Source organism: Hymenobacter lapidiphilus, assembly GCF_003417065.2.
Taxonomy (GTDB): Bacteria; Bacteroidota; Bacteroidia; order Cytophagales; family Hymenobacteraceae; genus Hymenobacter.
The window spans coordinates 19,962-41,048 of record NZ_QVLT01000021.1 but is presented as its reverse complement, the minus strand read 5'-3'; the positions used below and the strand labels follow the sequence as shown (position 1 = coordinate 41,048).

The window sequence follows — 21,087 nt, the reverse complement described above, 5'->3', positions numbered from 1 at the left end:
AATCGGACAATCCGCTACTTTAGTGCCTTCACCCGGCCGCCAAGTCCTCATATGGGCGGCTCTAAGGCATCTATGGTTACCAGTTCCGACAAAACAGCCCGCTTCCTGGAAACCCGCCAGCAGCTGGAATTTAATGGTTTCCGAATCAGACACGAGGACCCGGCCCGGCCCTGGGGCGGTTTCTTTGTGCTCGATGAAACGCAGACGCAACGGTTCGCTAACCAATATTTTGCCGGTATGGCTATAGACGAACTACGGATTGCTGGCCAGCTAAGCCCCAAAATTCTGCTGGTAGCCCCGCAGCAGCGCCTTTCGTGGCAGTACCACCACCGTCGGGCCGAAATCTGGCGCGTCGTCAGCGGTCCGGTGGGCATTATCATCAGCGACACCGACCAGGAAGGGGAGCTGAAAACATATGGTGCCGGTGACCAAATCACGATCCGGCAAGGCGAGCGGCACCGCCTCGTGGGCCTCGGCAACTGGGGTATCGTGGCCGAAATCTGGCAGCACACCGATGCCACCCACCCTTCCGATGAGGACGACATTGTGCGTGTGCAGGACGATTTCAACCGCTAAAACCACGGCTCCGGCCGGCTACCCAAACCAATAAGGCAGTACGCAAAAGCGCCCCGGCTACTACAGCCGGGGCACTTTTGTCTGGTAGCAGCGGGCCGCGCCAGCCCCAGTCATTTTCGACCAGGTAGCGCACAGTATTGAACCGGGTGTGCACCAACTTGCTGCCTTTGCCTTACTTCACCTTGCCATGTTATAATAAATTCCAAAACTGCGCGACACGGAAGAAGCGCTACTGATAGAAATTCCACCTATGGTAGGGGTGGTTGCTGAGCCGCTGCTTTGGATTTTCATGGTGCACGCACTTGCCTGCGGGAGTTCTGTGAAAGCCTTACTTTTTGCGCTTTGTCTTTTGTTTGCCAACAGGTGGTTCTGCCGAAGTAGGCGCAACAGTGTCCGTAACTGGCGCAACGGCCAGCGGCTCGCCATTAATATCCAGCTCGACTATCTCATAGCCCAGCGTCTGTAAGGCGGGTAGCTGGGCTTTGTCGCCAACCACCACGTAGTAGAGGTTTTCGGGTAGGTACTGCCGGGCCGCGGCCTGCACATCGGCTTGCGTCAGACTCTTCAGAATGGCGGCCTGTTGGGTTACGTAGTCAGGCGGCAGGTTGTAGTCGAGCAGGCGGTTTAGAAACAGGGCTTTCTGCAGGCCGGTTTCGTACTTGAGCGCATCACCCTGGCCTACCGAGGTTTGCAGGCGGGCCAGTTCCTCGGGCGTGATGCCTTGGCGGAAATTCTTGATTTCATCTACCATCTCCTGCAGTGCTGGGGCGGTGGCATCGGCGCGGACGCTGGCCTGGGCCGTAAACGGGCCAGGGGAGAACGTGCTCTGAAAGGAAGAAAACGCCCCGTAGGTATAGCCCTTCTTTTCGCGTAAGTTGGAGTTGAGGCGCGAGTTGAAGGCCCCACCCAGGGGATAGTTGGCCAGATAAGCGCGGTAGTAGGGTCCGGTAGCATCATAGGGGAGCTCGGACAGGTAGCCGACCCGGATTTCCGACTGCGGCGCGCCCGGTTTGGCCACAAAGTACAAGCGGGCCTTATCGGGCTGGGGTAGGGCGGCCAGGGTAGGGGGCATTTGTACGCGCTGGCGCGGCCAGGCTTTCAGGAAGGCCAGCTGGGGCAGTACCTCCGCCTCCGTCACATCGCCTACTACCACCAGCGCGCCCACGTTGGGCGCGTAGTTGAGCTGATAAAAGCGCTTCACATCATCCAGGGTCAGGCTGGAAACGGAGGCTGCGGTACCCGAAGTGAACACGCTCATAATGCTGGCCGGCCCGTAGAGCAGGCGGCCGTACACCTTGTCGGCAATGGTACCAGGCTGGGTGGTTTGGTCGGCAATCTGCTGCAGGGTCTGCTGCTTGAGGCGGTCAAAGTCGGCCTGGGCGAAGCGCGGGTGCAGCAGCAGCTCCTGTAGCAGGGCCAGAGTAGCGGGCAGGTTTTTGGTCAGCGACTTCACGTAAACCAGCGTTCTGTCGTCGTCGGCGCTGGCCGAAACGGTGCTGCCCATGCGCGTGAGCATGGCGCTGAACTCTTCGCCCGTGTACTGCTGGGTGCCCTCGTTGAGCATCCGGGCCGTGAGGTCTGCCAGGCCCGCCTGGCCTAAGTTGGCTTGCTGCAAGCGGTGTCCCCCACGCATACTCAGCAGCAAGGTAACGGAGGGAATCTCGGTATTGCGGGTGCCGATGATTTTAAGGCCGTTAGCCAGCGTATCCTGCCATAGAACCGGCACCTGCACGACCGGGTTGGGGCCGGGCTGGGGCCGCTGGCTGCGGTCAAACGTGTCGCGCGCCTTCTGGTAGGTGAGGCCCGCGTATTCGTCTTTGGGGGCGCGGTAGTTAGCGGAGTTCACGGTGTAGTTGTCGGCGTGGGCCACCAGTTCCGGCTTGCTGCTGGGCACTACGCTCAGCACGACGGCATGCTTGCCTTGCACGTACTTCGTAAATACGCGCTGCACATCGGCCGCCGTCAGCGCCTGCAGGCGCTGCTGCTTCACCACGAGGTAGTTGGGGTTGCCCGTAAACGTCTGGTTGGCGGCCAGCCGGCTTACCTTGCCACTCACGCTGGCTAGGCTGCCCACGAGCTGAGCCTCGCGGTTGGCCTTGAAGCGCTGGATGGCCTCGGCGCTGGGGCCGGTGCGGGCAAACTCCGCCAGCGTGCGGCGCAGGCGGGCTTCGGTGCTGTCGAGGCGCTGGCCTTCCGGGGCCATGGCGAGCAAGGTGAACTCGCCGGCAAGCTCCGAGGAGCTGTTGTAGGCCGTCGCCTCCACCGCCAACTGGGGCTTTTCCAGGTTTTTGTAGAGCAGCGAATTATTGCCCTGCCCAATGATTTCGGCCAGCGCTTCCAGCGGCAGCTCGTCGGGGTGGTTGCTGGGTACGCTCGGGAACACCATCTGCAACATCGGGTACAGCACCTCGTCGGGGTAGCTCACGTACCGGTCCTGGGCCAACACTGGCTCGGGCACCTTCATGTTCTGCACGGCCGGACCGCGATGGATGGCGCCGAAGTACTTCTCTACCATCTTCACCACCTGGGCCGTCTGCACGTCGCCGCCCACCGTCAGCGTGGCGTTGTTGGGACCGTACCAGCGCAGGAAGAAGTTCTTCAGGTCGTCAACATTGGACTTATCCAGGTCTTTGAGGTAGCCGATGGTGGGCCAGGAATACGGGTGCCCATACGGGTAGAGGGCCCGTTCCAGATACTCGCTAGCCTGGCCATACGGCTGGTTATCGATATTCTGGCCGCGCTCGTTCTTTACAGTCGCGCGCTGAATCTCAAATTTTTCCTGGGTCACCGCATCGAGCAGAAAGCCCATCCGGTCGGCTTCCAGCCACAGCACCATTTCCAGCTGGTTGCTGGGAATGGTTTCGTAGTAGTTGGTCCGGTCGCGGGTGGTAGAGCCGTTGAGCGTGCCGCCGGAGCCGAAAATCAAGCGGTCGAACGTGCCCTTGGGCGCGTTGTCGGAGCCCTCAAACATCATGTGCTCGAAGAAGTGGGCAAAGCCTGACTTACCAATCTGCTCCCTAGCCGAGCCCACGTGGTAGGTTATATCCACGTGTACCAACGGGTCGGAATGGTCCTCCGTCACGATCAGGGTCAGGCCGTTGGGCAGCACGTACTTACTGTACGGAATCAGCAGCTGGCCGGCCTTGGCCGAAACGCGCTCTACGAGCCGGGCCCCGGGGGCCGGGCTGGGCGTGGCTTTGGCGCTGCGGACGGCCGGCTTTTTGGCCTGGGCCGAAGCCGAGAAAGGGGTAGCCAGCAGCGCGCCGGTTACGAGCACGAAAGAGAAGGTACGAAGCATACGAGTGGGAAGGCAAAGCCAGGCAGGCCGGACTTTTAAAGTGAAAAGAAGGAAAAGTTGAGCTAGGAGCGGGGTGGGTGGGTCAACCTAGCGGCCCGGCATGGCGGCCGCCGCCAGCCGGTCGATGGGCTGGTAATGCATCCAGGTCAGCTCGGGGGCCAGATAGCCGGAGCGCACGGGCTCCTCGCGCAGTAGGTCGGTGCTGAGGTACTTTTTGTTGCTGTCGCAGAGCAGCGTTACCACGGTCGCCTCGGGGCCCAGCTCGGCCGCCAGTCGGATGGCACCAATCACGTTGGCTCCCGACGAAATACCGACGGCCAGCCCCAGCTGCCGGGCCAGCTGCTGGGCCACCAGAATAGCATCGCCATCCGAAGCCTGCACTACTGCGTCGAGCTCATCGAGCTGCACAATGGCCGGAATAAACTCGTCGCTGATGCCCTGAATGCGATGCGAGCCCACCTTATGGCCGGTGGTCAGCGTGGGCGACTCGGCCGGCTCCAACGGATGAATCTGTACCTGAGGAAAGTGCGCCCGCAGGTAGCGCCCCACGCCCATCACCGTGCCGCCCGTACCAACGCCGGCCACGAAGGCCGTGGGCTCCCGGCCCACGCTGGCCAGCTGGGCCGCAATTTCGGGGCCGGTGGTGCGGGCGTGGGCTTCGGCGTTGTAGCAGTTCTCAAACTGGCGCGTCAGAAACACGCGCGGGTCGGCGGCCGCCATATCCTCCGCCAGCTCGATGCTGCCCAGAAAGCCCCCCTGGGCCTTGCTGATGAGCGTGACGTCGGCCCCGAGCGAGCGAATAATATCGATTCGCTCCCGGCTCAGCCAGTCGGGCATAATAATGAGCACCGGATGGCCCAGCGCCCGACCCAGGGCGGCGAAGGCAATACCGGTGTTGCCGCTGGTGGCCTCCACAATCGTGTCGCCGGGCTGAATCTGGCCCAGCTCGTAGGCCTTTTGCAGAATGTAAAGGGCCATACGGTCCTTGAGGCTGCCCGTCAGGTTGTAGTGCTCGCACTTGACGTAAATGGTGCCCGCCTCGCCCTGGTGGCGGTAGTGCAGCGCCAGCATGGGCGTATTGCCCACCAGCAGCCACAGCCGGTCAAAAGTGGTCTGTAACTCCGTTGCCAGGCCGGCAGCGGCAGTAAGTTGGGTTGTCATGTTTTTAGCGCGTAGAGCTTGGTTAGTAGAGCTTAGGCAATAGGGTCCGGGAGTGGAAACGGGCGTTGTGCGCAGCGTAGGAAAGCCGCCGCAAAAAGCGCGATTTGGGCCCCGCGGGTAACTTATTTGCCGAACGCCCGCAGGCCGCTGTCAAGGAAGTTCACGAAGTTGTCGGCGTCGTAATTAGCCCCCTGGGGCGGGGTGAGGACGCGTTCGGTGGCGGGGTCGAGCAGCACATAGTAGGGCTGGGAATTAGCCTGGTAACGGCTGGCCTGGAAGTCGCTCCACTTGTTGGCAATGGTGCGGATGGGCTTGCCGCTGAAGACCGACGTGGTGTGCTCGGCCGCTGGCAGTTCCGTTTTGTCATCCACGTAAAGCTGCACCAGCAGGTAATCCTGGCGCAGGCGCTGGAGTACGCGCGGGTCGGGCCATACCGTCGCTTCCATCTTGCGGCAGTTCACGCAGGCGTGGCCGGTGAAGTCAATCAGCAGCGGCTTGCCGGCAGCCTGGGCGGCGGCGCGGGCCTCGTCGTAGTCGAAGTAAGCATCGAGGCCCAGCGGCGAGTGGAACAGGTCGCCGTACTTATGGGCGGTGCGCGGCGCAGTGGGCGTGGCCGAAGTAGCCGGGCCGCCGCCGAGCGTGGGCGTATAAAGGTCGAAATCCTGGGTGTGCTGGGGCGGCAGGAAGGCGGCCACGGCCTTGAGCGGCGCCCCCCACAGGCCCGGCACCAGGTAGATGGTGAACGAGAGCGTGAAGATGGCCAGCATCAAGCGCGTTACCGACAGGCCGCCCGCCGGGGCGCTGCCGTCGTGGGCCAGCGGCAGCTTGTCCAGCAGGTAAAAGCCCAGCAGACCGAAAATGATAATCCACAACGCCAGGAATACCTCGCGGTCGAACCACTCCCAGTGGTAGGCCAGGTCGACGTTGGAGAGGAACTTGAGGGCCAGCGCCAGTTCCAGGAAGCCCAACACCACCTTCACCGAGTTCAGCCAGCCGCCCGACTTGGGCAGCGCCTTCAGCCAGGCCGGAAACAGGGCAAACAGCGTGAAGGGCAGCGCCAACGCCAGCGAGAAGCCCAGCATGCCAATGGCCGGCCCCAGGTACTGGCCGGTAGTAGCCGCCTGCACCAGCAAGGTGCCGATGATGGGCCCGGTGCAGGAAAACGACACCAGTGCCAGCGTGGCGGCCATAAAGAACAGACCAGTCAGGCCGCCCTGGTCGGCGCGGGCATCGGCCTTGTTTACCCAGGAGCTGGGCAGCGTGAGTTCGAAAGCGCCCAGAAACGAGGCCGCAAACACCAGCAGCAAGGCAAAAAACACGAAGTTGAAGATGCCGTTGGTGGCCAGCTCATTGAGCGCATCGGCCCCGAACAGCACCGTAATCAGCAGGCCCAGGGCCACGTAAATGACGATGATGCTCAGCCCGTAGATAACGGCCCGGCCCACGGCTTTACGGCGCGAGTGGTCCTGCTTGGTGAAGTAGCTGACCGTGAACGGTAGCAGCGGAAAGATGCAGGGCATGAGCAGCGCCGCCAATCCGCCCACGAAGCCCGCTATAAAAATGGCCCACAACGAGGAGGGAGTTCCTGCGGCGGTTGGCGCATCAATAGCCACCGTAACTCCGGCCACCCCCGACGACGCCGTTGCAGCGGCGGCATCGGCGGTAGCCGGGACGGTGATAGTATCGGTAGTAGCGGCAGCCGCTACCGGCTCAGCCGAAGCAGCGGTGGTTGGCGCTGTAGTTGGCGTGGCGCTGGTAGCCGCAACGGCCGGATTGGTTTTGGTTGGCGCGGCTGCACTGGTGGTGGCAACGGCGGTGTTCGGCACGGCAGGTTTAGCGGTGGCTTTAGGGTCCGGGGCCGGGGTATTGGCCAGGGCGCTGGACGGTACCGTTACGGTGATGCTGAACGGCACGTCTTCGGGCGGAAGGCAGCGCTGGTCGTCGCAGACCATGTAGGTAACCGTGCCCTTGATGGTGGTCGTGGGGACCGTCAGGCGCACGGCCTGGGTGAAGGTGGCCTGCTCCTCAAACGAGGAGATTTCCATGCCGAACAGCTCCTCGTAGGCCGTGTGGGGCTTGGTGGCCTCCACGGGCTTGCCGGTCAGCACGTAGCCGGTCCCTTTCTCGAAGGAAATCGAGGTAGCCACCGGCCCGCCTGGCTTCACCGACAACGAATAAATGTGCCAGTTGGGGTCAATATTGGCCGTGAAGCTCAGTGTCGCATTAGCACCGCCGGTAGGCTTGGCCCCAAAACTCCACTTCACGGGCCGCAGAATCTGGGCCTGGGCGGTGAGACTGGCCGTGAGCAGCAGACAGAGCAGCAAAAACAGTTTTTTCATGCGGGCAAGGAGGTAGGCGAGCGGAAGGGCAAAGAGCGGGTAAGGGCGGAAGAAGGACCAGCTGAGTAGCCAAATAGATAGGCACGTCATGCTGAGCTTGCCGAAGCATCTCTACCGCTTCGTAGCAGTCATTCAACGAAGCGGTAGAGATGCTTCGGCAAGCTCAGCATGACGTGCTGGTTATTCGATGGCTCAGATTTTCAGATCCTGGAGGGTGGCGTCGAGGTAGGCACCGCGCATTTCTACGCGCATGATGCGGCCTTCCTTGTCGAGCATCAGGCTGAAGGGAATGGCCAGAATGCCGTAGGCTTTGGAGATGTCGCCCTCGAACCCTTTGGGGTCCACCAGCTGGGGCCAGATCATGCCCTCTTCCTTCATGGCCTTGCGCCAATCGGCGTCCTTATCATCGAGCGAAATGCTCACAATCTGGAAGCTCTTGCCTTTGGTGTCGTACACGTTGCGCAGGTGCGGAATCTCGGCCCGGCAGGGGCCGCACCACGAGGCCCAGAACTCGATGAGCGTGTACTTGCCCTTGGGCACGAGGCTCGACAGCTTCACCTGCTTGCCCTCGGGCGTGGTAAGCATGAAATCCTGGTACTTGGTGCCGATGGCGGTGCGCTTGGCTTTCTCGGCCTTGGCGTTGAAGGCGGCCATGCGCGGCGTACCGGCCCAGCCTTTCTCCAGCAGGGCCTGCAGCTCACTGATCTGCGGCACAGTCATGTCCACGAACATGCCGCCCAAGAAGTAGCTGGCCTGGTCGTAGGCCACCACCGATGACGGGTTGGCCTTGATGAAATCCAGCTTACGCTGGCGCAACTGGTCGTCAAGGGCCCACTCCTGTTTGGCCAGCTTGATGCCCACGGGGGTATTGAACTTGCCTTCGAGCGAGGGCAGATGGAACTCGTCGGTGTACTGTTTGTTGGTGGCGGCCAGCTGCTTGCTGAGCGGCGCAATCGACTGGCGGAACGCCACGGCCTGGTTTTCGGTGGCCGAGCCGGTGATTTTGGGCTGGGCTACCACCCGGTTGCGCTTGTAGTAAAAGGTGGGCAGGCTGTCGAGGTTGCCGGCGTAGATGATGGGCGAATTTTCCAGATAGAAGCTCGACATCAGCCAGTTGCGCTGCGACGTCTTCTCACCGGCCGGGGTCTTGTCGATGATGATGCGGTGCAAGTCGGGGCTCGCCAGTTTGCCCTTGAAAGCGAAGCGGCCGTTCTTCATCACGGTGCTGTCCACCATGTTCGACTCGGGCCACTGGGTGTCCTGCAGGTACACTTTCAGCCCGTCGGGGGCGTTGGCCACGCGGCCGTCAATGGTATACTGGCCCTGGGCCAGGGCCGCGCCCGTAGTCAACAGGGCCGCCGTAAGCAGCAGTAGGTTTTTCATGTAGGAAGGGATTGGGGGGATTTGCGGTAGGGAAAGGATAGAAAGAAGCGTGTCATGCTTCATCTGGCGTCCGTGAAGCGAAGCGCAGTAGAAGCATCTCTACCGCTTTGTTGCAGCCGACTGGGTTAACATTGCGGTAGAGATGCTTCGACAGGCTCAGCATGACCTTTCCTTCTGTCTTAATCACGGGTTGTTGCGCACCATCCCGGGGTTGAAGCGCAGCACCCGCGCCGGAATTTCGAAGGTGTAGCGGGGGCTTTGCGGGGCCAGCGTTTCCAGCACCTGGCCATCGGGTCCAATGCGCTGCACGGCGGGCATGCGCTTCTGCTGGTCGATGCGCTTCATGTCCTGCCAGCGGGTGCCGCGGAAGGGCAGCTCGCGGCGGCGCTCCAGCAGCACGGCGTCCAGGGCTTCGGGACCGGTGCCCACTTCCAGTGGCTCGTAGCTACCAGCATCAATGCGCTTCTCGCGGAGCGTTTCCAGCACCGCCAAGGCTTCAGCGGCCTGCCCGGCGCGGGCCAGGGCCTCGGCCCGAATCAGCTCCATCTCGGCAAAGCCGATGCCATGAATACCGTAGTCAAACCGTCCGTAGGCAAAACCCGTCCCGATATCGAACGCCAGCAGCTGGGGCCGTAAATCGTCGGGCTCGAACAGGGCCAGCAGTTCGGGCGAGTAAGTCAGGTAGAAAATAGTGCTTACGTCGTCCGCCTGCCGAATCCAGAGCAGCTCCGGGTCTTCCGAGTCAAGCGGAATCACAAACTCGTTGTAATCGTTGATTTTGTGGGGGGCCTGCAGGGCGCTTTCGGCGTAGCGCTTGGCCCCGGCGTAGTCCTGCATGTACAGGCTGATGCGCGCCAGCAGGCCGTAGGCCACGTATTTGGTTACGCGGGCCCGGCTGATGTTGGTGGGCGGCAACACGGCGGCAGCGCGCAGCAGGTTCTGGCGTAGCGTGTCGAGCACCGTCTGCACCGGCGCGCGGGGCGGGGCGGTGTCCGTCACGTCGATGCCCGTCACGAAGGGTACGCCGGGGTCGGTGGCCGCCGTGGCCGGGTTGTAGGCCTTGGCAAATACCGTGAGCAGGTTGAAATACAGGTCGGCCCGCATCACCAGCGCCTCGCCCAGCACCTGTTGGCGCTTGAGCGGCGTGCCGTCGGTGGCATTCAGCACCTGGCCGATGATGACGTTGGTATTATAGATGGAGCGGTAGGCCGTGCCCCAAATCAATGGGCTCGACTCCTGCTCCACATCCAGGCTGGGGTTCCAGAAGTAGGCGTTGGCCAGCGTTGTGCCCGATTGCCGGGTGAGGCTGAGGTCCTGGCCATCGTCGCTCATGTAGAGTAGCGCCGAGGGAAACGTTTGGGTCAGGGCCGGCGAGTTGAGAATCAGCTCGTAGTCGGTTACCTGCTGAGGGACTACCAAGCCCTTGGGCTTCACGTCGAGGAATTGCTCACAGCCCGTCAGAGCCAGGGCCGCCAGGGGCAATGCAGCCAGTAAACGAAGGTTTTTCATGGTCGGGCGGGCTTAGAAGTTGGCGTAGAGCGACAGGCTGTAGAAGGGCTTGGGCCGCAACGTGCGGGTGCCATCGCGCCGGTCAATGGCATCGGGGTCGATGTCGTTGCCGCTGAAGGTGTAGTTGAACGCGTTCTGCACCTGACCCCGCAACTGGGTGCGCTCCAGGCCCAGGTTGGTAAAGAAGGCCGACTTGAGGTTGTAGCTCAGCACGATGTCGCGCAGCCGGATATTGTCGGCTTTGCGCACGAAGTCGCCGGCAAACGTGTAGGCCGAGCGGGTGTAGCTGTCGTAGGCGCCGGGCGTGCCGCCCACCGGGAAGCCGGGGATGTTGGTGGTTTGCTCGTCGCCGGGCTGTTGCCAGTAGTTGTTGGCGCCCGCCAGCACCCGGCCCGCGCCGCCGCCCAATTGGGCTTTTAGCGGGTCGGGGGCCTCCACGCGCATCACGTAGCCGCCGTAGTACATGAACAGGAAGTACAGGTCGAAATTCTTGTAGCTCAACTGGTTGTTGAGGCCCAGCACATAGCGCGGCGTGGTGCTGCCCTTGTACTCCAGGTCGGCCAGCGTAATATTCTCGCCGCCGCTGGCCGATATGGCCAGCTGCCGCCGGGTGCCGTCCTGCCCGAATATCTCGGGCTGGCCCAACTCATTCAGGCCCGCGTAGCGGTAGGCAAACAGTGAGTTAATGGGGTAGCCCTGCTGCAGGCTCAGCACCGAAATCAGCGGGGCGCCGTCAGCGGTGTTGGTCACGGTTTTCACCTTCGTTACCTCGTTTTTGTTGAACGAAGCCGTCAGCTGGGTGCGCCACGAGAAGTCGCGGGCCCGCAGGTTGAGGCTGTTCACACTGAACTCCAAGCCCTGGTTACGGATGGCCGCCGTGTTGGCGCGGTACTCATTAAAGCCCAGCGTGGGGTCGGCCGAGTACTGCCCGAAAATGTCGTCCGAGTTCTTCAGGTAGTAATCAACGGCGCCAAACAAGCGGTTGCCGAACAGCGAGTAGTCGAGGCCGGCATTGTAGTTCTTGGTCTTCTCCCAGCGAATCGACTGGTTGCGGGGCGAGAGCACATCGTAGTACTGCTGCACCGGGTCGAGGTAGTAGTTCAGGTCCGACGTGAGCACCAGGAAACGGCCGCTGTTGCTGGTGGGCACGTTGCCGTTCAGGCCGTAGGCCACACGCAGCTTCAGCTCATCCACCCACTCGGTATCCCGCAGGAAATCTTCCTGCTTGAGCCGCCAGTTGGCGCCCACCGAATAAAACGGATTGTTGCGGTAGCGCGGGTCGGTGCCAAACAGGTTCGACTTGTCGAGCCGGATGCTGCCGGTGAGCGTGTAGCGGTCGAAGTAGGTGTAGGCCGCGTTGCCGTAGAACGACACGAAGCGCTGGTCGTTGTAGTTCTCGTCGAAGTAGCGGTTGAACTGGAACGTGGCCGGGCTGCTGGCCGGCAGGGTACTGAACGCCGGCCGCCGGAAAGTGGTGAGGTTGGCCAAGTTCACGGGCTTCACGATGAGCGTCTGCCCGTCGTAGCCAAAGAAGGTGTTGGTGAAGTCGGAGTTCGTGACTTTACGCACCTCCATGCCCGCCAGGCCGGTAAGCGTATGCTTAAGGTTTTCACTGCTGTGGTCCGCGTTCAGCTGGCCGCGCAGGGTATAGCTCTTGGTCTGCCCGTTCACGCGGGTCAGGAACGAGCCGCGGGGGAGGTCCGAAAACACCGGCGTACCGTTTACCGGGTCCTTGCCGGCCTTGTAGTTGAGCAGCCGGCGCACCGCCAGCGCGTCCTCATTCAGCAGCCGCGACTCAGTCGAAGGCTGGTCTTCGTACACGCTGCCCAGGTCCAGATTCAGCCAATTGGTCAGGTCGGCCCGCAGCCGCCCTTGCAGGCGCAGCGTGGTCGAGTTGATTTTGGTGGTGCTGGCCGTCAGCTCTTGGTAAGGGAAATAGCGGCCGTCATAGAGGCCCAGGGCCACGTTTTGCTCGTTGAAGCCGTTGGTGATGCCCTGGTTGGGGTTGCGGCCCGGGCCCAGCGTTACGGGCAGCGCCTGGCCGTTTTCATCCACCAGCCGCTCGTAGGGCAGGAAATTGTTGAGGTACTCGCCCGCAGTATTGCTGGCCGAGTTGAAGGGTGCCCGGGTGGTCGTGTTGGCGTAACGGCCCCGAAACTCGAAGCTCAGCCGGTTGGTAAACCGGTGGGTGCTGGCCAGATTCAGCAGAATCCGCTCGTTGCCGGTGCGCACGTTTTGCGCGTCTTCGCCCAGGTAGTTCAGGCCGATGAGGTAGGTGTTCTTGTCGCCGCCGCCGCTCATGTCAAAATCGACCTGGCGGGCCTGACGGGCACGGTAAAACAGCTTCTCGTATTCCTTCAGGTTGTCGTAGCTGCCGATGTCGCCCACGCGCTGGTCGAGCACGCTCCGCTCAATTTTGCCGGCCTTGAAATCGTACACCGCATCGGCCACCGGCGACACTGGCACGCCGGGGCGGGTGCTGGCCCGGTTGAGCGTAGAGGAGAGTAGGTAGTCGCGCTCCAGGTTGGCGTAGTCGGCGACGCTGCCGTAGTTGAGGTAGTCGAAGTTGGAGCGCGGCTGCACGCCATAGGTAGCGCGCAGGCTGAACACCGGCGCACCCGATTTGCCGCGCTTGGTTTCAATCACAATCACGCCATTCGAGGCGCGGGTGCCGTAAATCGAGGCCGCCGCGGCGTCCTTCAGCACGTTCACCGAAACAATGTCGTTGGGGTTGATGCTCCGGATGTCAATCTCGGTGGGAAAGCCGTTGAGCACAATCAGCGGCTGCTTCACGGCATCAAACGTTGAGACGCCCCGGATGGCCAGCTCGCCGGTCTGGCTGTTGTAGAGCAGGCCCGGCACCTTGCCTTCGAGGCTTTCCAGGAAGTTGCCCGTTACGGCCACGCGCTGGTCGTACTGCTCCCGGTTGAGCGAGGAAACCGAGCCGGTCAGGCGCTCCTTTTCAATCTCCTGGTAACCGGTCGCCACCACTTCCACCTCGCCCATCTGGTTGCTGGTGGGTTGCAGGGGAATGCTAAAGGTGGTGCGTCCTGCCGCCACCCGAATCTCCTGGGTGATGTAGCCTACGTAGCTGAAAGCCAGGATTTCGCCCACTTCCGCCTCCAGCGTAAACCGGCCGCTGGCGTCGGTGGTACTGCCGCGGCTGGTGCCCTTCACCGACACCGTTGCGCCCTCCAGCGGCTTCTGGTCGCTGCCGCTGGTTACAATCCCGCTGATGGTTTGCCGCGCCTGCTTTGCCGAGGTCGTCGGCGCCTCCTCACGGGGCTTCACTACAATGGTGTTGTCGGTGATGACGTAAGTCAGCGGCTGGTTGGCGAAACAGGCGGCCAGCACCTGCTCCAGCGGCTGCTGCCGGGCCGATACCGTGACTGGTCGGGCCTTGCGCAGCAGTTCCTCATTATAAATGAAGAGGTAGCGGCTCTGGCGGTTAATTTCCTTGAACACTTCGGAAAGCGGCGCGTTGCGCACTTCCAGGTTGATGTTCTGGGAGTATGCCAGCGCGTGCACCTGCAGGCAGGCGGCCAGCGAAAACAGCACCGTGGTGCGGGCCACCCGGCCGGCCCGGCCCGGGCTACCGGTAGCCGCTGGTTTGAGGAAGCGTAAAGGGTACTTCATAAGCGAGGGGAAGCAGTTGAAGTGAGGAAAAAGAGCGTAGGAATTGAAGGCGAAGAAGTGGAGGCCGGCTAGCGACCGGGGGCCGGCGTTTTCGGCTCGACGCGCACGGTGCGGCCGGTTTGCTCGAAGCGCACCTCACCGGTCAGGGTCAGCATTTCCAGCACTTTGGGCAGCGTGCTCCGGCGCGAAATCAGGCCGCTGTAGTGGCTTTCGGGCAGCGAGGCCGCGTATTGCACGTCCACGTTGTACCAGCGGCCCAGCTGGCGCATCACCTCGGGCAGCGAATGACCCCGGAAGGCGAACAAATCCTGTTTCCAGGCTACGGCGGCCTCCACATCGGCCGGCCCAACAACTATGCTGGTGCTGCCCAGCGCGCAGGTGGCCTGCTGGCCCGGCCGTAGCCGCGCCGTCCGTCCGTCCCGCTCGATGGCTACTGAGCCTTCGAGCAGCGTGGTGCGCACGCCCGGCTCGTCGGGGTAGGCCATCACGTCGAAATGGGTGCCCAGCACCTGCACCGTGGTGCCGTTGGCTTCCACCCGGAAGGGCTGCCGCTTGTTGGGTGCCACCTCAAAATAGGCCTGGCCCGTAAGCTCCACCCGGCGCTGGGCACCGGTAAATGCCGTGGGGAAGCGCAGCGACGAAGCCGCATTCAGCCACACCCGGCTGCCATCAGGCAGCACCAATTGGTAGCGGCTACCGCGCGGGGCGGCCAGCGTGTGGTAGGCAACTGCTGCGCCCGCTTTGGCAGGCCCCACCGACTCGTACTGCACCACTCCACCGCGCTGCGCCACCCGAATTCCGTCGCCGGTCCAGACACTGCCGTTACGCAGCTCGTCGAGGTTGAGTACCTGCCCGTTGGCCAGCTTGAGCTGGGCGCGGGCACTGGCCGGCTCGCCAGCGGCCGGAGCCGCCGGAACCGGAGCTACGGCTACTGCTGAAGGGGCAGCTGGGTGGGTAAGCTCGTAAGTAGCGGTGCCCAGACCCAACAGCAGGGTCGCGGCCGCTGCCACGCGCCAAGCCGTGCGCTGCCACCAGGCGGGCGCGGGCTTATCGGTTGTAAATAAGTTGCCGTCTTGTGCGGGCGTGTCGTCGGAGAAAGGCGCTAACGGGCGCACCGTTGGCTGGCCGGTCTGGCGGGCCACATGCTGCCAGGCAGCGTCGGGCTTGAGGGCCGCGAAAAAGGCCAGCTCGGCGCGCAGCGCGTCGGCATCCTGCACCTGTTCGAGCAGGGCGGCGTTGCGCGGGTCGGCGGCCAGCCACTGCCCGAACGCCTGGGCCTCAGCGGCCGTCAGCTCGCCGCGCAGGTAGCGGCCGAGCAGGCGGGCTTCTTCGAGGGCTAGTTGAGTTGGTTTCATGAGAAAGGAGGGGTATTCCTTTCTAAGAAACGCGAGCCGGATAAAGGGGTGAAAGAGAGGTAGAAAAAAGGTTTATTTTTTTCTGGCGTGGGGAGTGGTAGGGCTTTAGGCCGCTGTGCGGGCCAGTAACAGCAGTGCCAGCAGGGTTTCGGGGCGCAACCGCAGGCGCAGCAGCTGCAGCCCCCGCTGCTTCTGCGTCTTCACCGTATTCACCGATATGCCCAGCTCCGCGGCTATTTCGGCGTTGCTCTGGTTTTCGAGGTAGCCCAGCCGGATAATGGTGCGGCAGCCGGCCGGCAGCGTTTCCAGGGCTTCGTAGATTTCGGCTACCACTTCGGCCTTAATCAGCGTCCGCACTACATCGGGCTCCGCTTCCGGCACTACCGGGGCGGCCTGGGCCTTATCGTGGTGCAGCTGCACCACTTTGGCGTGGCGCACGGCGTTGAGGCTGGCGTTTCTGACGGTACTGTACAAATAGGCCTTAATGGCCGCTTCCGAAGCCGCCACTTCCTCGCGCTGGTGCCAGTAAGTGATGAATGCTTCCTGGGCAATATCTTCGGCAGTAGCCTGCTGGCCGGTTATCTGATACGAGAAGTAAACCAGCCGGGAGTAGAATTTCGTGAAAAGCTGCTCCAGTGGCTGGGGGTGCTCGGCAGGTACTTCCGGAATACCATCTGGCGGGAGGAAGCTGGCGCCCATAATCTTATCTGGCAGGACAAAGCAGAAGCAAAACAGCGAAAAGAAAGCAGTATTTATGACCCGAAGTCAGTCAGGTCTGGGAAAACCTCCGACCAAGATAGAAATTTAATTACTGGATATAGTAAGCAATGGGTGATGAACGCGCGGGTGGATAAAGCAAACTATCGAGCTATTTGGGGAAGGAATTTTACTGCACTTCACTCAGAAAGAATAGCCGCCTATATCACGGGTTGTTTGGCCTGAATGAGGGATGCTTAATAAGTTGTTTTTCTCCGATAATAGACAGGCTAAACCTGATTGCGGGGTTGGCGACAACGCGTACTAAAGGGGCCTGTTTTCCGACCACCGCGCCTCAGCATACCGGCAAGAATTTATCAGGACTTACGCACAGAGGTTGCGCGAGTATGTAGCGCGAGGCTCCGATTTCGCGCATCGTTGAACCTATTCGGTTAGCCGTCAGCAACGATGCGCGAAGCTGGAGCTTCGCGCTACAGTCTCTTTGCGCAAGCCCCATATAGTCCAGGCCGCAGGGTAGAATGGACAAAAAAGGCGAGAGGATGTCTGCACTGTACACCGGGCCGCAAGCCTTTGCTTACTTTGAGAAGACCATAAGAAAAAAGCGCCCCGGCTACTACAGCCAGGGCGCTTTCGTTTGATAGCAGCAGGCAGCCTATACCAGCACCTGCTTCAGGCGCTTCAGCAACTCGGCCAGGCCGGCCTCGGTGTTGCCGCTACCCAGATGCACCCGTAGCGTGCGGCGGCCATAGTCCTGCAGGGCCTGCAGGTCGCCGGCGGCCTGGGCATTCTGGAAGGTGCCGAAGGTGTAGGGGCGGCCGGGCAGGGGCAGATCCTGGGGGTGGTCGGTGGTGAGCTGCAGAAAAAGGCCGGTATCGGGGCCGCCCTTGTGGTACTGGCCGGTAGAATGCAGAAAGCGCGGCCCGTAGCCAGCCGCCGTAGCCAAGTGCAGGCGCTGCTGCACGAGGACACGAAGCGCATCGAGCTCAGCATTGAGGGCCGGCGTTTCCATCAGGTAAGCCTGCACGCAGAGGTAGTCGCCGGGTTTGGCCTGCCCGAAAAAGGCCTTTAGCACGGCTTCGGCGCTGGTGCCGCTTACGCTGGCGTAATAATCGAGGCCGTTTTCGGAGGTGACGGGGGCGCTGGTCTGGGGCAGCTGGCCCTGCTGCTCCACCACTTCCATGAGGCGGTTGGTGGCGGTTTTGGCGGCCTGCACGTTGGGCTGGTCGAAGGGGTTGATGCCCAGCACCGCGCTGGCTACGGCTGTGGCCACCTCCCAGCGGAAAAACTCGGCGCCCAAATCCAGCGCATCGCGCAGCAGAATAGTGATGGTGGGGTGGCCGGCAGCTTGCAGGGCAGCTACTTTTTGGCGGTTTTCTTCATCGGGCTGGTTTTCGTAGCTCACATGTACAAACACCCGGTCGGAGCCGTACATGGCCGGGGCGCTGAGCGGGTCGCCGGCCAGCGGCAGGATGCCGGTGCCCTGCTTGCCGGTGCTTTCGGCCACGAGCTGCTCCAGCCACAACCCAAAATCCGAGAGGTTTTCGGGTACCACCAGCGTCAGCTTGTCGCGGCCCTGCCGGGCCAGTACGCCCAGGGCCGCGCCCAGCTCCAGGCCGGGGTTGTATTCCGTCGGGCCTTCGGCTCCGCAGGCTCGCATCATGCCTGGGCGCGCTCCAGCAGGGTTTTAATATCAATACCTAGCAGGGCGGCGGGCACCAGGCCGAAGTAGGAGAGGGCCGAGAAGCGGCCGCCCACATCGGCGAAGTTGAGGAAGATGCGGCGGTATTTCTGCGCCGTAGCCTGCGTTACGAACTGCGAGCCGGGGTCGGTGATGGCCACGAAATTCTCGCCGGCCTTGTCGCCCTTCAGCTCCTGCATCCGGGCGTAGAAGTAGTCGCCGAACGCCAGCGGCTCGGCCGTGGTGCCCGATTTGGAGGCTACTACAAACAGCGTTTCGGCCAGCGGCACGGCCTCTTCAATCTCGCGCACTGAGCCGGGGTTGGTGGTGTCGAGCACCGACAATGGCAGGCCGCCGGCCAGCTGCCCGAACGCTTGGCGCAGCACAATGGGCGTCATCGAGCTGCCGCCCATGCCCATTACCACCACGTGGCGGAAGCCGGCCTGCTTCACGTCCTGCACAAACTGCTCTATTTCGGACACGGCGGGCAGCATCTCGTCTACCACCCGTAGCCAGCCCATGAAACTGCGGATACTTTGCTGCCCCTCAGCGTCGGAGACCCATAAATCGGACTGTTTCTGCCAGAAGCCGGTTGTGAAATTCTGCGCCTTGAAGCGGGTGAGCTGGGCCTCGGCAGCAGGCTGAAACGGGCCAAGCAGCAGGGTTTGGGGGGCAATAGCGGAAGGAGTCATCGGGAGAGAATAAGCGGGCGGAACATAGGTACGCGGGCTGGCTGGTGGGCCGGCCAGGAAGATAGCAAAGGTAAAGAAGCCAGCTTACCCGGCCGGAAGCAGCACGTCGGCGCTGGCCCATTCCTGCTCCAGCGCCGCTTGGGCGGCTGGGTTCTGGAAGCTGAGCAGCCAGTCGAGGGCGGCGGCCGAATGGTGGAAAAACTGCACCTCGCAGTGGAACAGATGCCGCGTGGCCCGGTGCAGGGCCTCCACCGTCATCTGGTTATAGAGGCTATTTTCAGGGATGATGAAGGCGACGTGCTGCACCGCCGCCACCGCTACCCGCGGTAGCCACTGCGCCAGCAACCACAGCTGCTGGCCGATGGTCAGGTCGGGCAAGCCGTGCAAATCGATAAGGCTTTCGGCCACCGTGTGCTGCTCGACCAGCTGCGCCACCGCCCCCAGGCTACGCTGGAACGAGGCCAGATTAGCCGGAGGCCGGCGAAACTGCAGGCGCAGCAGGGCCACGGGCGGGGCGTACTGGACGCGGATATCATGAAAATATAACAGTATAGAAACCACGGGAGCCCATCGAACGAGACGACGGGGAAATCATAGCGCGAACCAATAAGGATTGGATAACGGCCAAAAATAGCCCGCTGCCTCAGGTAATGGCAACTCAAACCAAGGCAAAACGACGAAGGTTTGATTATCAGCGGGCTTTTTTGCTACCCGCCCCACCGCAACCGGCCCGGCGTGGGCGGTTGCCGGCCCGACCCGGCGAAAAGCCGGATATTTGCAGCCATGACAATGCTTAGCACACCGCCCCAGTCCGTCGCCGCCCCCATTTTGCCGCCCGGCGTAAAGCTGTTGCGCCTGCAGTTCCGGCTGCTGGCCGCTATTTCCACCGAATGGGCCTTCCGGGCGGCCTGGCGGCTGTTTACCACCCCCCGCCGCCTGCCCGAAAAAGCCTGGGAAGCTGCCGTCCTGGCCGATGCCCACCGGTTTGCAGTGCCCGGCCCAACCGGCGCGCTGGCGGCCTACGAGTGGAATTCGGCCGGCGCGCGCATGGTGCTGCTGGTGCATGGCTGGGAGCATCGGGCCAGTTTTTGGGGCGTGCTGGTGCGGGCGCTGGTGGCGGCCGACTACCGGGTAGTGGCACTCGATGCGCCGGCCCACGGCGCCTCCGAGGGGCGCCGCCTGACGCTACCGGCCTACGTGCGGGCCGTGCAGGCCGTGGCCGATACGCTCGGCCCCCTGCACGCCGTGGTGGCCCACTCGCTGGGCGGGGCCACGGTGGTGGGCGGGCCGGTGCACTTCAATGCCGCTACGGGCGGGGGGCTGCCGCGGCTGGTGCTGCTGGCCGTGCCCGGCAGTACGCCCGCCGTGGCCCGCCGTTTCGCCGATATGCTGGGCCTGCCGCCGGCCGTGCTGGCGCGCATGAGCCGCTATATCCGCGAGCAGCACGGCCGCGACGCCGAGAGCTTCAGCCTGACGCAGGCCGGGCCGGTTTTTCCGGTGGGGCGGGCCCTGTTGCTGCACGACGAACACGACGAGAGTATTCCGTTTGCCGAGGCCCGGGAGCTGGCCGCCGCCTGGCCCGACCTGGAATTCGGGGCTACCAGCGGCCTGGGCCACAACCGCATCATGCGCGAGCCGGCCGTATTGGCCCGTATTGTAATGTTTCTGAGCTGAGCTGGTGTGCCCATCGGGCAGGAGCCGGGCAGCAGGAAAAGCGTCAGATTCCCGACAGAATTTGCGGCTACCTTGCCCGAAAATCAGCCTGGCTGTTTAGAAAGTCCAAAGAGTGTCAAGCTGCATCTGACGTTCTGTTTATAGCTGCCGACTTTCCAAACAGCTTCAGTAGCTCACTCCGGTTTTATCCATTCACTTAGCTGTTCTTATCCGGTGCTTAAATCGTTCTTATTCCGTCTGGTGCTGGCCTTCTCGCTGGGTAGCGCCGCACTGCCGGCCGGGGCCCAGGTGCCGCTGGCCACCCCCACCGATACCACTATCAACAAGTACCAGACCCCGGCCGGAGCTGCCAAAAAGCCCTGGTACAAGGGTAAGCTGGTACGGGCCACTATCGTGCCGGCCGTACTTATTGGCTACGGGGCCATTACGGCGCAGGGTAACGCGGGCGTCAACCGCGACGCCCGCACGTTCGTCCGGCAACAGTTCCGGCCGGTAAGTACCAGGTTTGATGATGCGCTGCTTTTTGTGCCGTATGCCGAGCTGGGCGTGGTGGCACTGGCTGGGGTAGAGTCGCGCTCCGACCGCATCAATACGCTGCTGGTTATTGCCAAAGCCGAGGCTATTATGCTGGCCAGCGTGTTTGCGGTGAAGAGCCTGAGCCGCGAAACCCGGCCCAACGGCTCCGATAATCTCTCGTTTCCGTCGGGGCACACGGCGCAGGCGTTTCTGGCGGCCAGCATTGTACACACCGAGTTTCGCGACAAAAGCCAATGGTACGGCGTGGGGGCCTATACTATTGCCACGAGCGTGGCGGCCCTGCGCATGATCAACGACAAGCACTGGCAGAGCGACGTGGTAGCCGGTGCCGGCTTCGGTATTTTATCGGCCCACCTGGCTTACCTCACGCACCGCAACCGCTGGGGCCGCCAGCCCCGGCTTCTGCGTGAAACCAGCTTCTCGCCCACCTATGTGCCCGGTGGTGGCATGGGCCTGGGGCTGGTGTGGCGGCCCCGCCGGTAGCGCCCAGCTTTACTACGCATTGTAAGGTGGGCTTTCAGCCGCCACATTA

At 62.5% G+C, this 21,087-nt stretch carries 14 protein-coding genes; 3 read left to right on the top strand and 11 right to left on the bottom strand.

Going from position 1 to position 21,087, the window contains the following annotated elements:
- Positions 1 to 72: 72 nt before the first annotated feature.
- Positions 73 to 576 carry a cupin domain-containing protein gene (locus D0N36_RS13075; protein ID WP_116942138.1) on the top strand — a complete coding sequence of 168 codons (504 nt, stop codon included), beginning with the start codon at positions 73 to 75 and terminating at the stop codon, positions 574 to 576.
- Positions 577 to 904: 328 nt separating this feature from the next.
- Here D0N36_RS13075 and D0N36_RS13070 read toward each other — a convergent pair whose 3' ends face one another.
- The 11 genes from D0N36_RS13070 to D0N36_RS13020 all read right to left on the bottom strand — a co-directional run bounded on the left by D0N36_RS13070 (position 905) and on the right by D0N36_RS13020 (position 18,905).
- Positions 905 to 3,874, bottom strand: a complete 2,970-nt coding sequence (locus D0N36_RS13070) for a M16 family metallopeptidase (protein WP_116942137.1) — start codon at positions 3,872 to 3,874, stop codon at positions 905 to 907.
- Between the two features lie 87 nt (positions 3,875 to 3,961).
- Positions 3,962 to 5,035, bottom strand: a complete 1,074-nt coding sequence (locus D0N36_RS13065) for a PLP-dependent cysteine synthase family protein (protein WP_116942136.1) — start codon at positions 5,033 to 5,035, stop codon at positions 3,962 to 3,964.
- A 122-nt stretch (positions 5,036 to 5,157) separates the two neighbouring features.
- Entirely contained in the window at positions 5,158 to 7,374 is a 2,217-nt protein-coding gene (locus D0N36_RS13060) for a protein-disulfide reductase DsbD family protein (protein ID WP_116942135.1), read from the bottom strand.
- Between the two features lie 192 nt (positions 7,375 to 7,566).
- Positions 7,567 to 8,757 carry a TlpA disulfide reductase family protein gene (locus D0N36_RS13055; protein WP_190242663.1) on the bottom strand — a complete coding sequence of 397 codons (1,191 nt, stop codon included), beginning with the start codon at positions 8,755 to 8,757 and terminating at the stop codon, positions 7,567 to 7,569.
- A gap of 183 nt (positions 8,758 to 8,940) precedes the next feature.
- The gene (locus D0N36_RS13050) at positions 8,941 to 10,266 is read right to left on the bottom strand and encodes a RagB/SusD family nutrient uptake outer membrane protein (RefSeq protein ID WP_116942133.1); all 1,326 of its coding nucleotides are present in this window, start codon (positions 10,264 to 10,266) and stop codon (positions 8,941 to 8,943) included.
- A 12-nt stretch (positions 10,267 to 10,278) separates the two neighbouring features.
- Positions 10,279 to 13,902 (bottom strand): SusC/RagA family TonB-linked outer membrane protein, encoded by a 3,624-nt coding sequence (locus D0N36_RS13045; protein ID WP_116942132.1) that lies wholly within the window; start codon positions 13,900 to 13,902, stop codon positions 10,279 to 10,281.
- A gap of 68 nt (positions 13,903 to 13,970) precedes the next feature.
- Positions 13,971 to 15,257: a FecR family protein gene (locus D0N36_RS13040; protein ID WP_116942131.1), complete on the bottom strand. Its 1,287-nt coding sequence runs from the start codon at positions 15,255 to 15,257 to the stop codon at positions 13,971 to 13,973.
- A 105-nt stretch (positions 15,258 to 15,362) separates the two neighbouring features.
- Positions 15,363 to 15,956, bottom strand: a complete 594-nt coding sequence (locus D0N36_RS13035) for an RNA polymerase sigma-70 factor (RefSeq protein WP_116942130.1) — start codon at positions 15,954 to 15,956, stop codon at positions 15,363 to 15,365.
- Positions 15,957 to 16,626: 670 nt separating this feature from the next.
- Positions 16,627 to 17,634, bottom strand: a complete 1,008-nt coding sequence (locus D0N36_RS13030) for a hypothetical protein (RefSeq protein WP_147320867.1) — start codon at positions 17,632 to 17,634, stop codon at positions 16,627 to 16,629.
- Complete coding sequence (locus tag D0N36_RS13025; RefSeq protein ID WP_116942128.1) at positions 17,631 to 18,344, bottom strand: hypothetical protein; 714 nt, start codon at positions 18,342 to 18,344, stop codon at positions 17,631 to 17,633. The genes D0N36_RS13030 and D0N36_RS13025 overlap by 4 nt, the downstream gene beginning before the upstream one ends.
- An 84-nt stretch (positions 18,345 to 18,428) precedes the next feature.
- Complete coding sequence (locus tag D0N36_RS13020; protein WP_147320866.1) at positions 18,429 to 18,905, bottom strand: hypothetical protein; 477 nt, start codon at positions 18,903 to 18,905, stop codon at positions 18,429 to 18,431.
- A 222-nt stretch (positions 18,906 to 19,127) separates the two neighbouring features.
- On the opposite strand from D0N36_RS13020, the gene D0N36_RS13015 reads away from it, so the two are divergent.
- Together D0N36_RS13015 and D0N36_RS13010 are read left to right on the top strand one after the other, a co-directional pair.
- A complete protein-coding gene (locus D0N36_RS13015; protein WP_147320865.1) occupies positions 19,128 to 20,018 on the top strand; it encodes an alpha/beta fold hydrolase in 891 nt (296 codons plus the stop codon).
- Positions 20,019 to 20,231: 213 nt separating this feature from the next.
- Positions 20,232 to 21,038, top strand: a complete 807-nt coding sequence (locus D0N36_RS13010; protein ID WP_116942125.1) for a phosphatase PAP2 family protein — start codon at positions 20,232 to 20,234, stop codon at positions 21,036 to 21,038.
- The last annotated feature ends 49 nt before the right edge of the window (positions 21,039 to 21,087 follow it).

Coding starts and splice junctions, on each gene's coding strand:
- D0N36_RS13075 (WP_116942138.1), top strand. CDS start 73: ATGGTTACCAGTTCCGACAAAACAGCCCGCTTCCTGGAAACCCGCCAG.
- D0N36_RS13070 (WP_116942137.1), bottom strand. CDS start 3,874: ATGCTTCGTACCTTCTCTTTCGTGCTCGTAACCGGCGCGCTGCTGGCT.
- D0N36_RS13065 (WP_116942136.1), bottom strand. CDS start 5,035: ATGACAACCCAACTTACTGCCGCTGCCGGCCTGGCAACGGAGTTACAG.
- D0N36_RS13060 (WP_116942135.1), bottom strand. CDS start 7,374: ATGAAAAAACTGTTTTTGCTGCTCTGTCTGCTGCTCACGGCCAGTCTC.
- D0N36_RS13055 (WP_190242663.1), bottom strand. CDS start 8,757: ATGAAAAACCTACTGCTGCTTACGGCGGCCCTGTTGACTACGGGCGCG.
- D0N36_RS13050 (WP_116942133.1), bottom strand. CDS start 10,266: ATGAAAAACCTTCGTTTACTGGCTGCATTGCCCCTGGCGGCCCTGGCT.
- D0N36_RS13045 (WP_116942132.1), bottom strand. CDS start 13,902: ATGAAGTACCCTTTACGCTTCCTCAAACCAGCGGCTACCGGTAGCCCG.
- D0N36_RS13040 (WP_116942131.1), bottom strand. CDS start 15,257: ATGAAACCAACTCAACTAGCCCTCGAAGAAGCCCGCCTGCTCGGCCGC.
- D0N36_RS13035 (WP_116942130.1), bottom strand. CDS start 15,956: ATGGGCGCCAGCTTCCTCCCGCCAGATGGTATTCCGGAAGTACCTGCC.
- D0N36_RS13030 (WP_147320867.1), bottom strand. CDS start 17,634: ATGATGCGAGCCTGCGGAGCCGAAGGCCCGACGGAATACAACCCCGGC.
- D0N36_RS13025 (WP_116942128.1), bottom strand. CDS start 18,344: ATGACTCCTTCCGCTATTGCCCCCCAAACCCTGCTGCTTGGCCCGTTT.
- D0N36_RS13015 (WP_147320865.1), top strand. CDS start 19,128: ATGACAATGCTTAGCACACCGCCCCAGTCCGTCGCCGCCCCCATTTTG.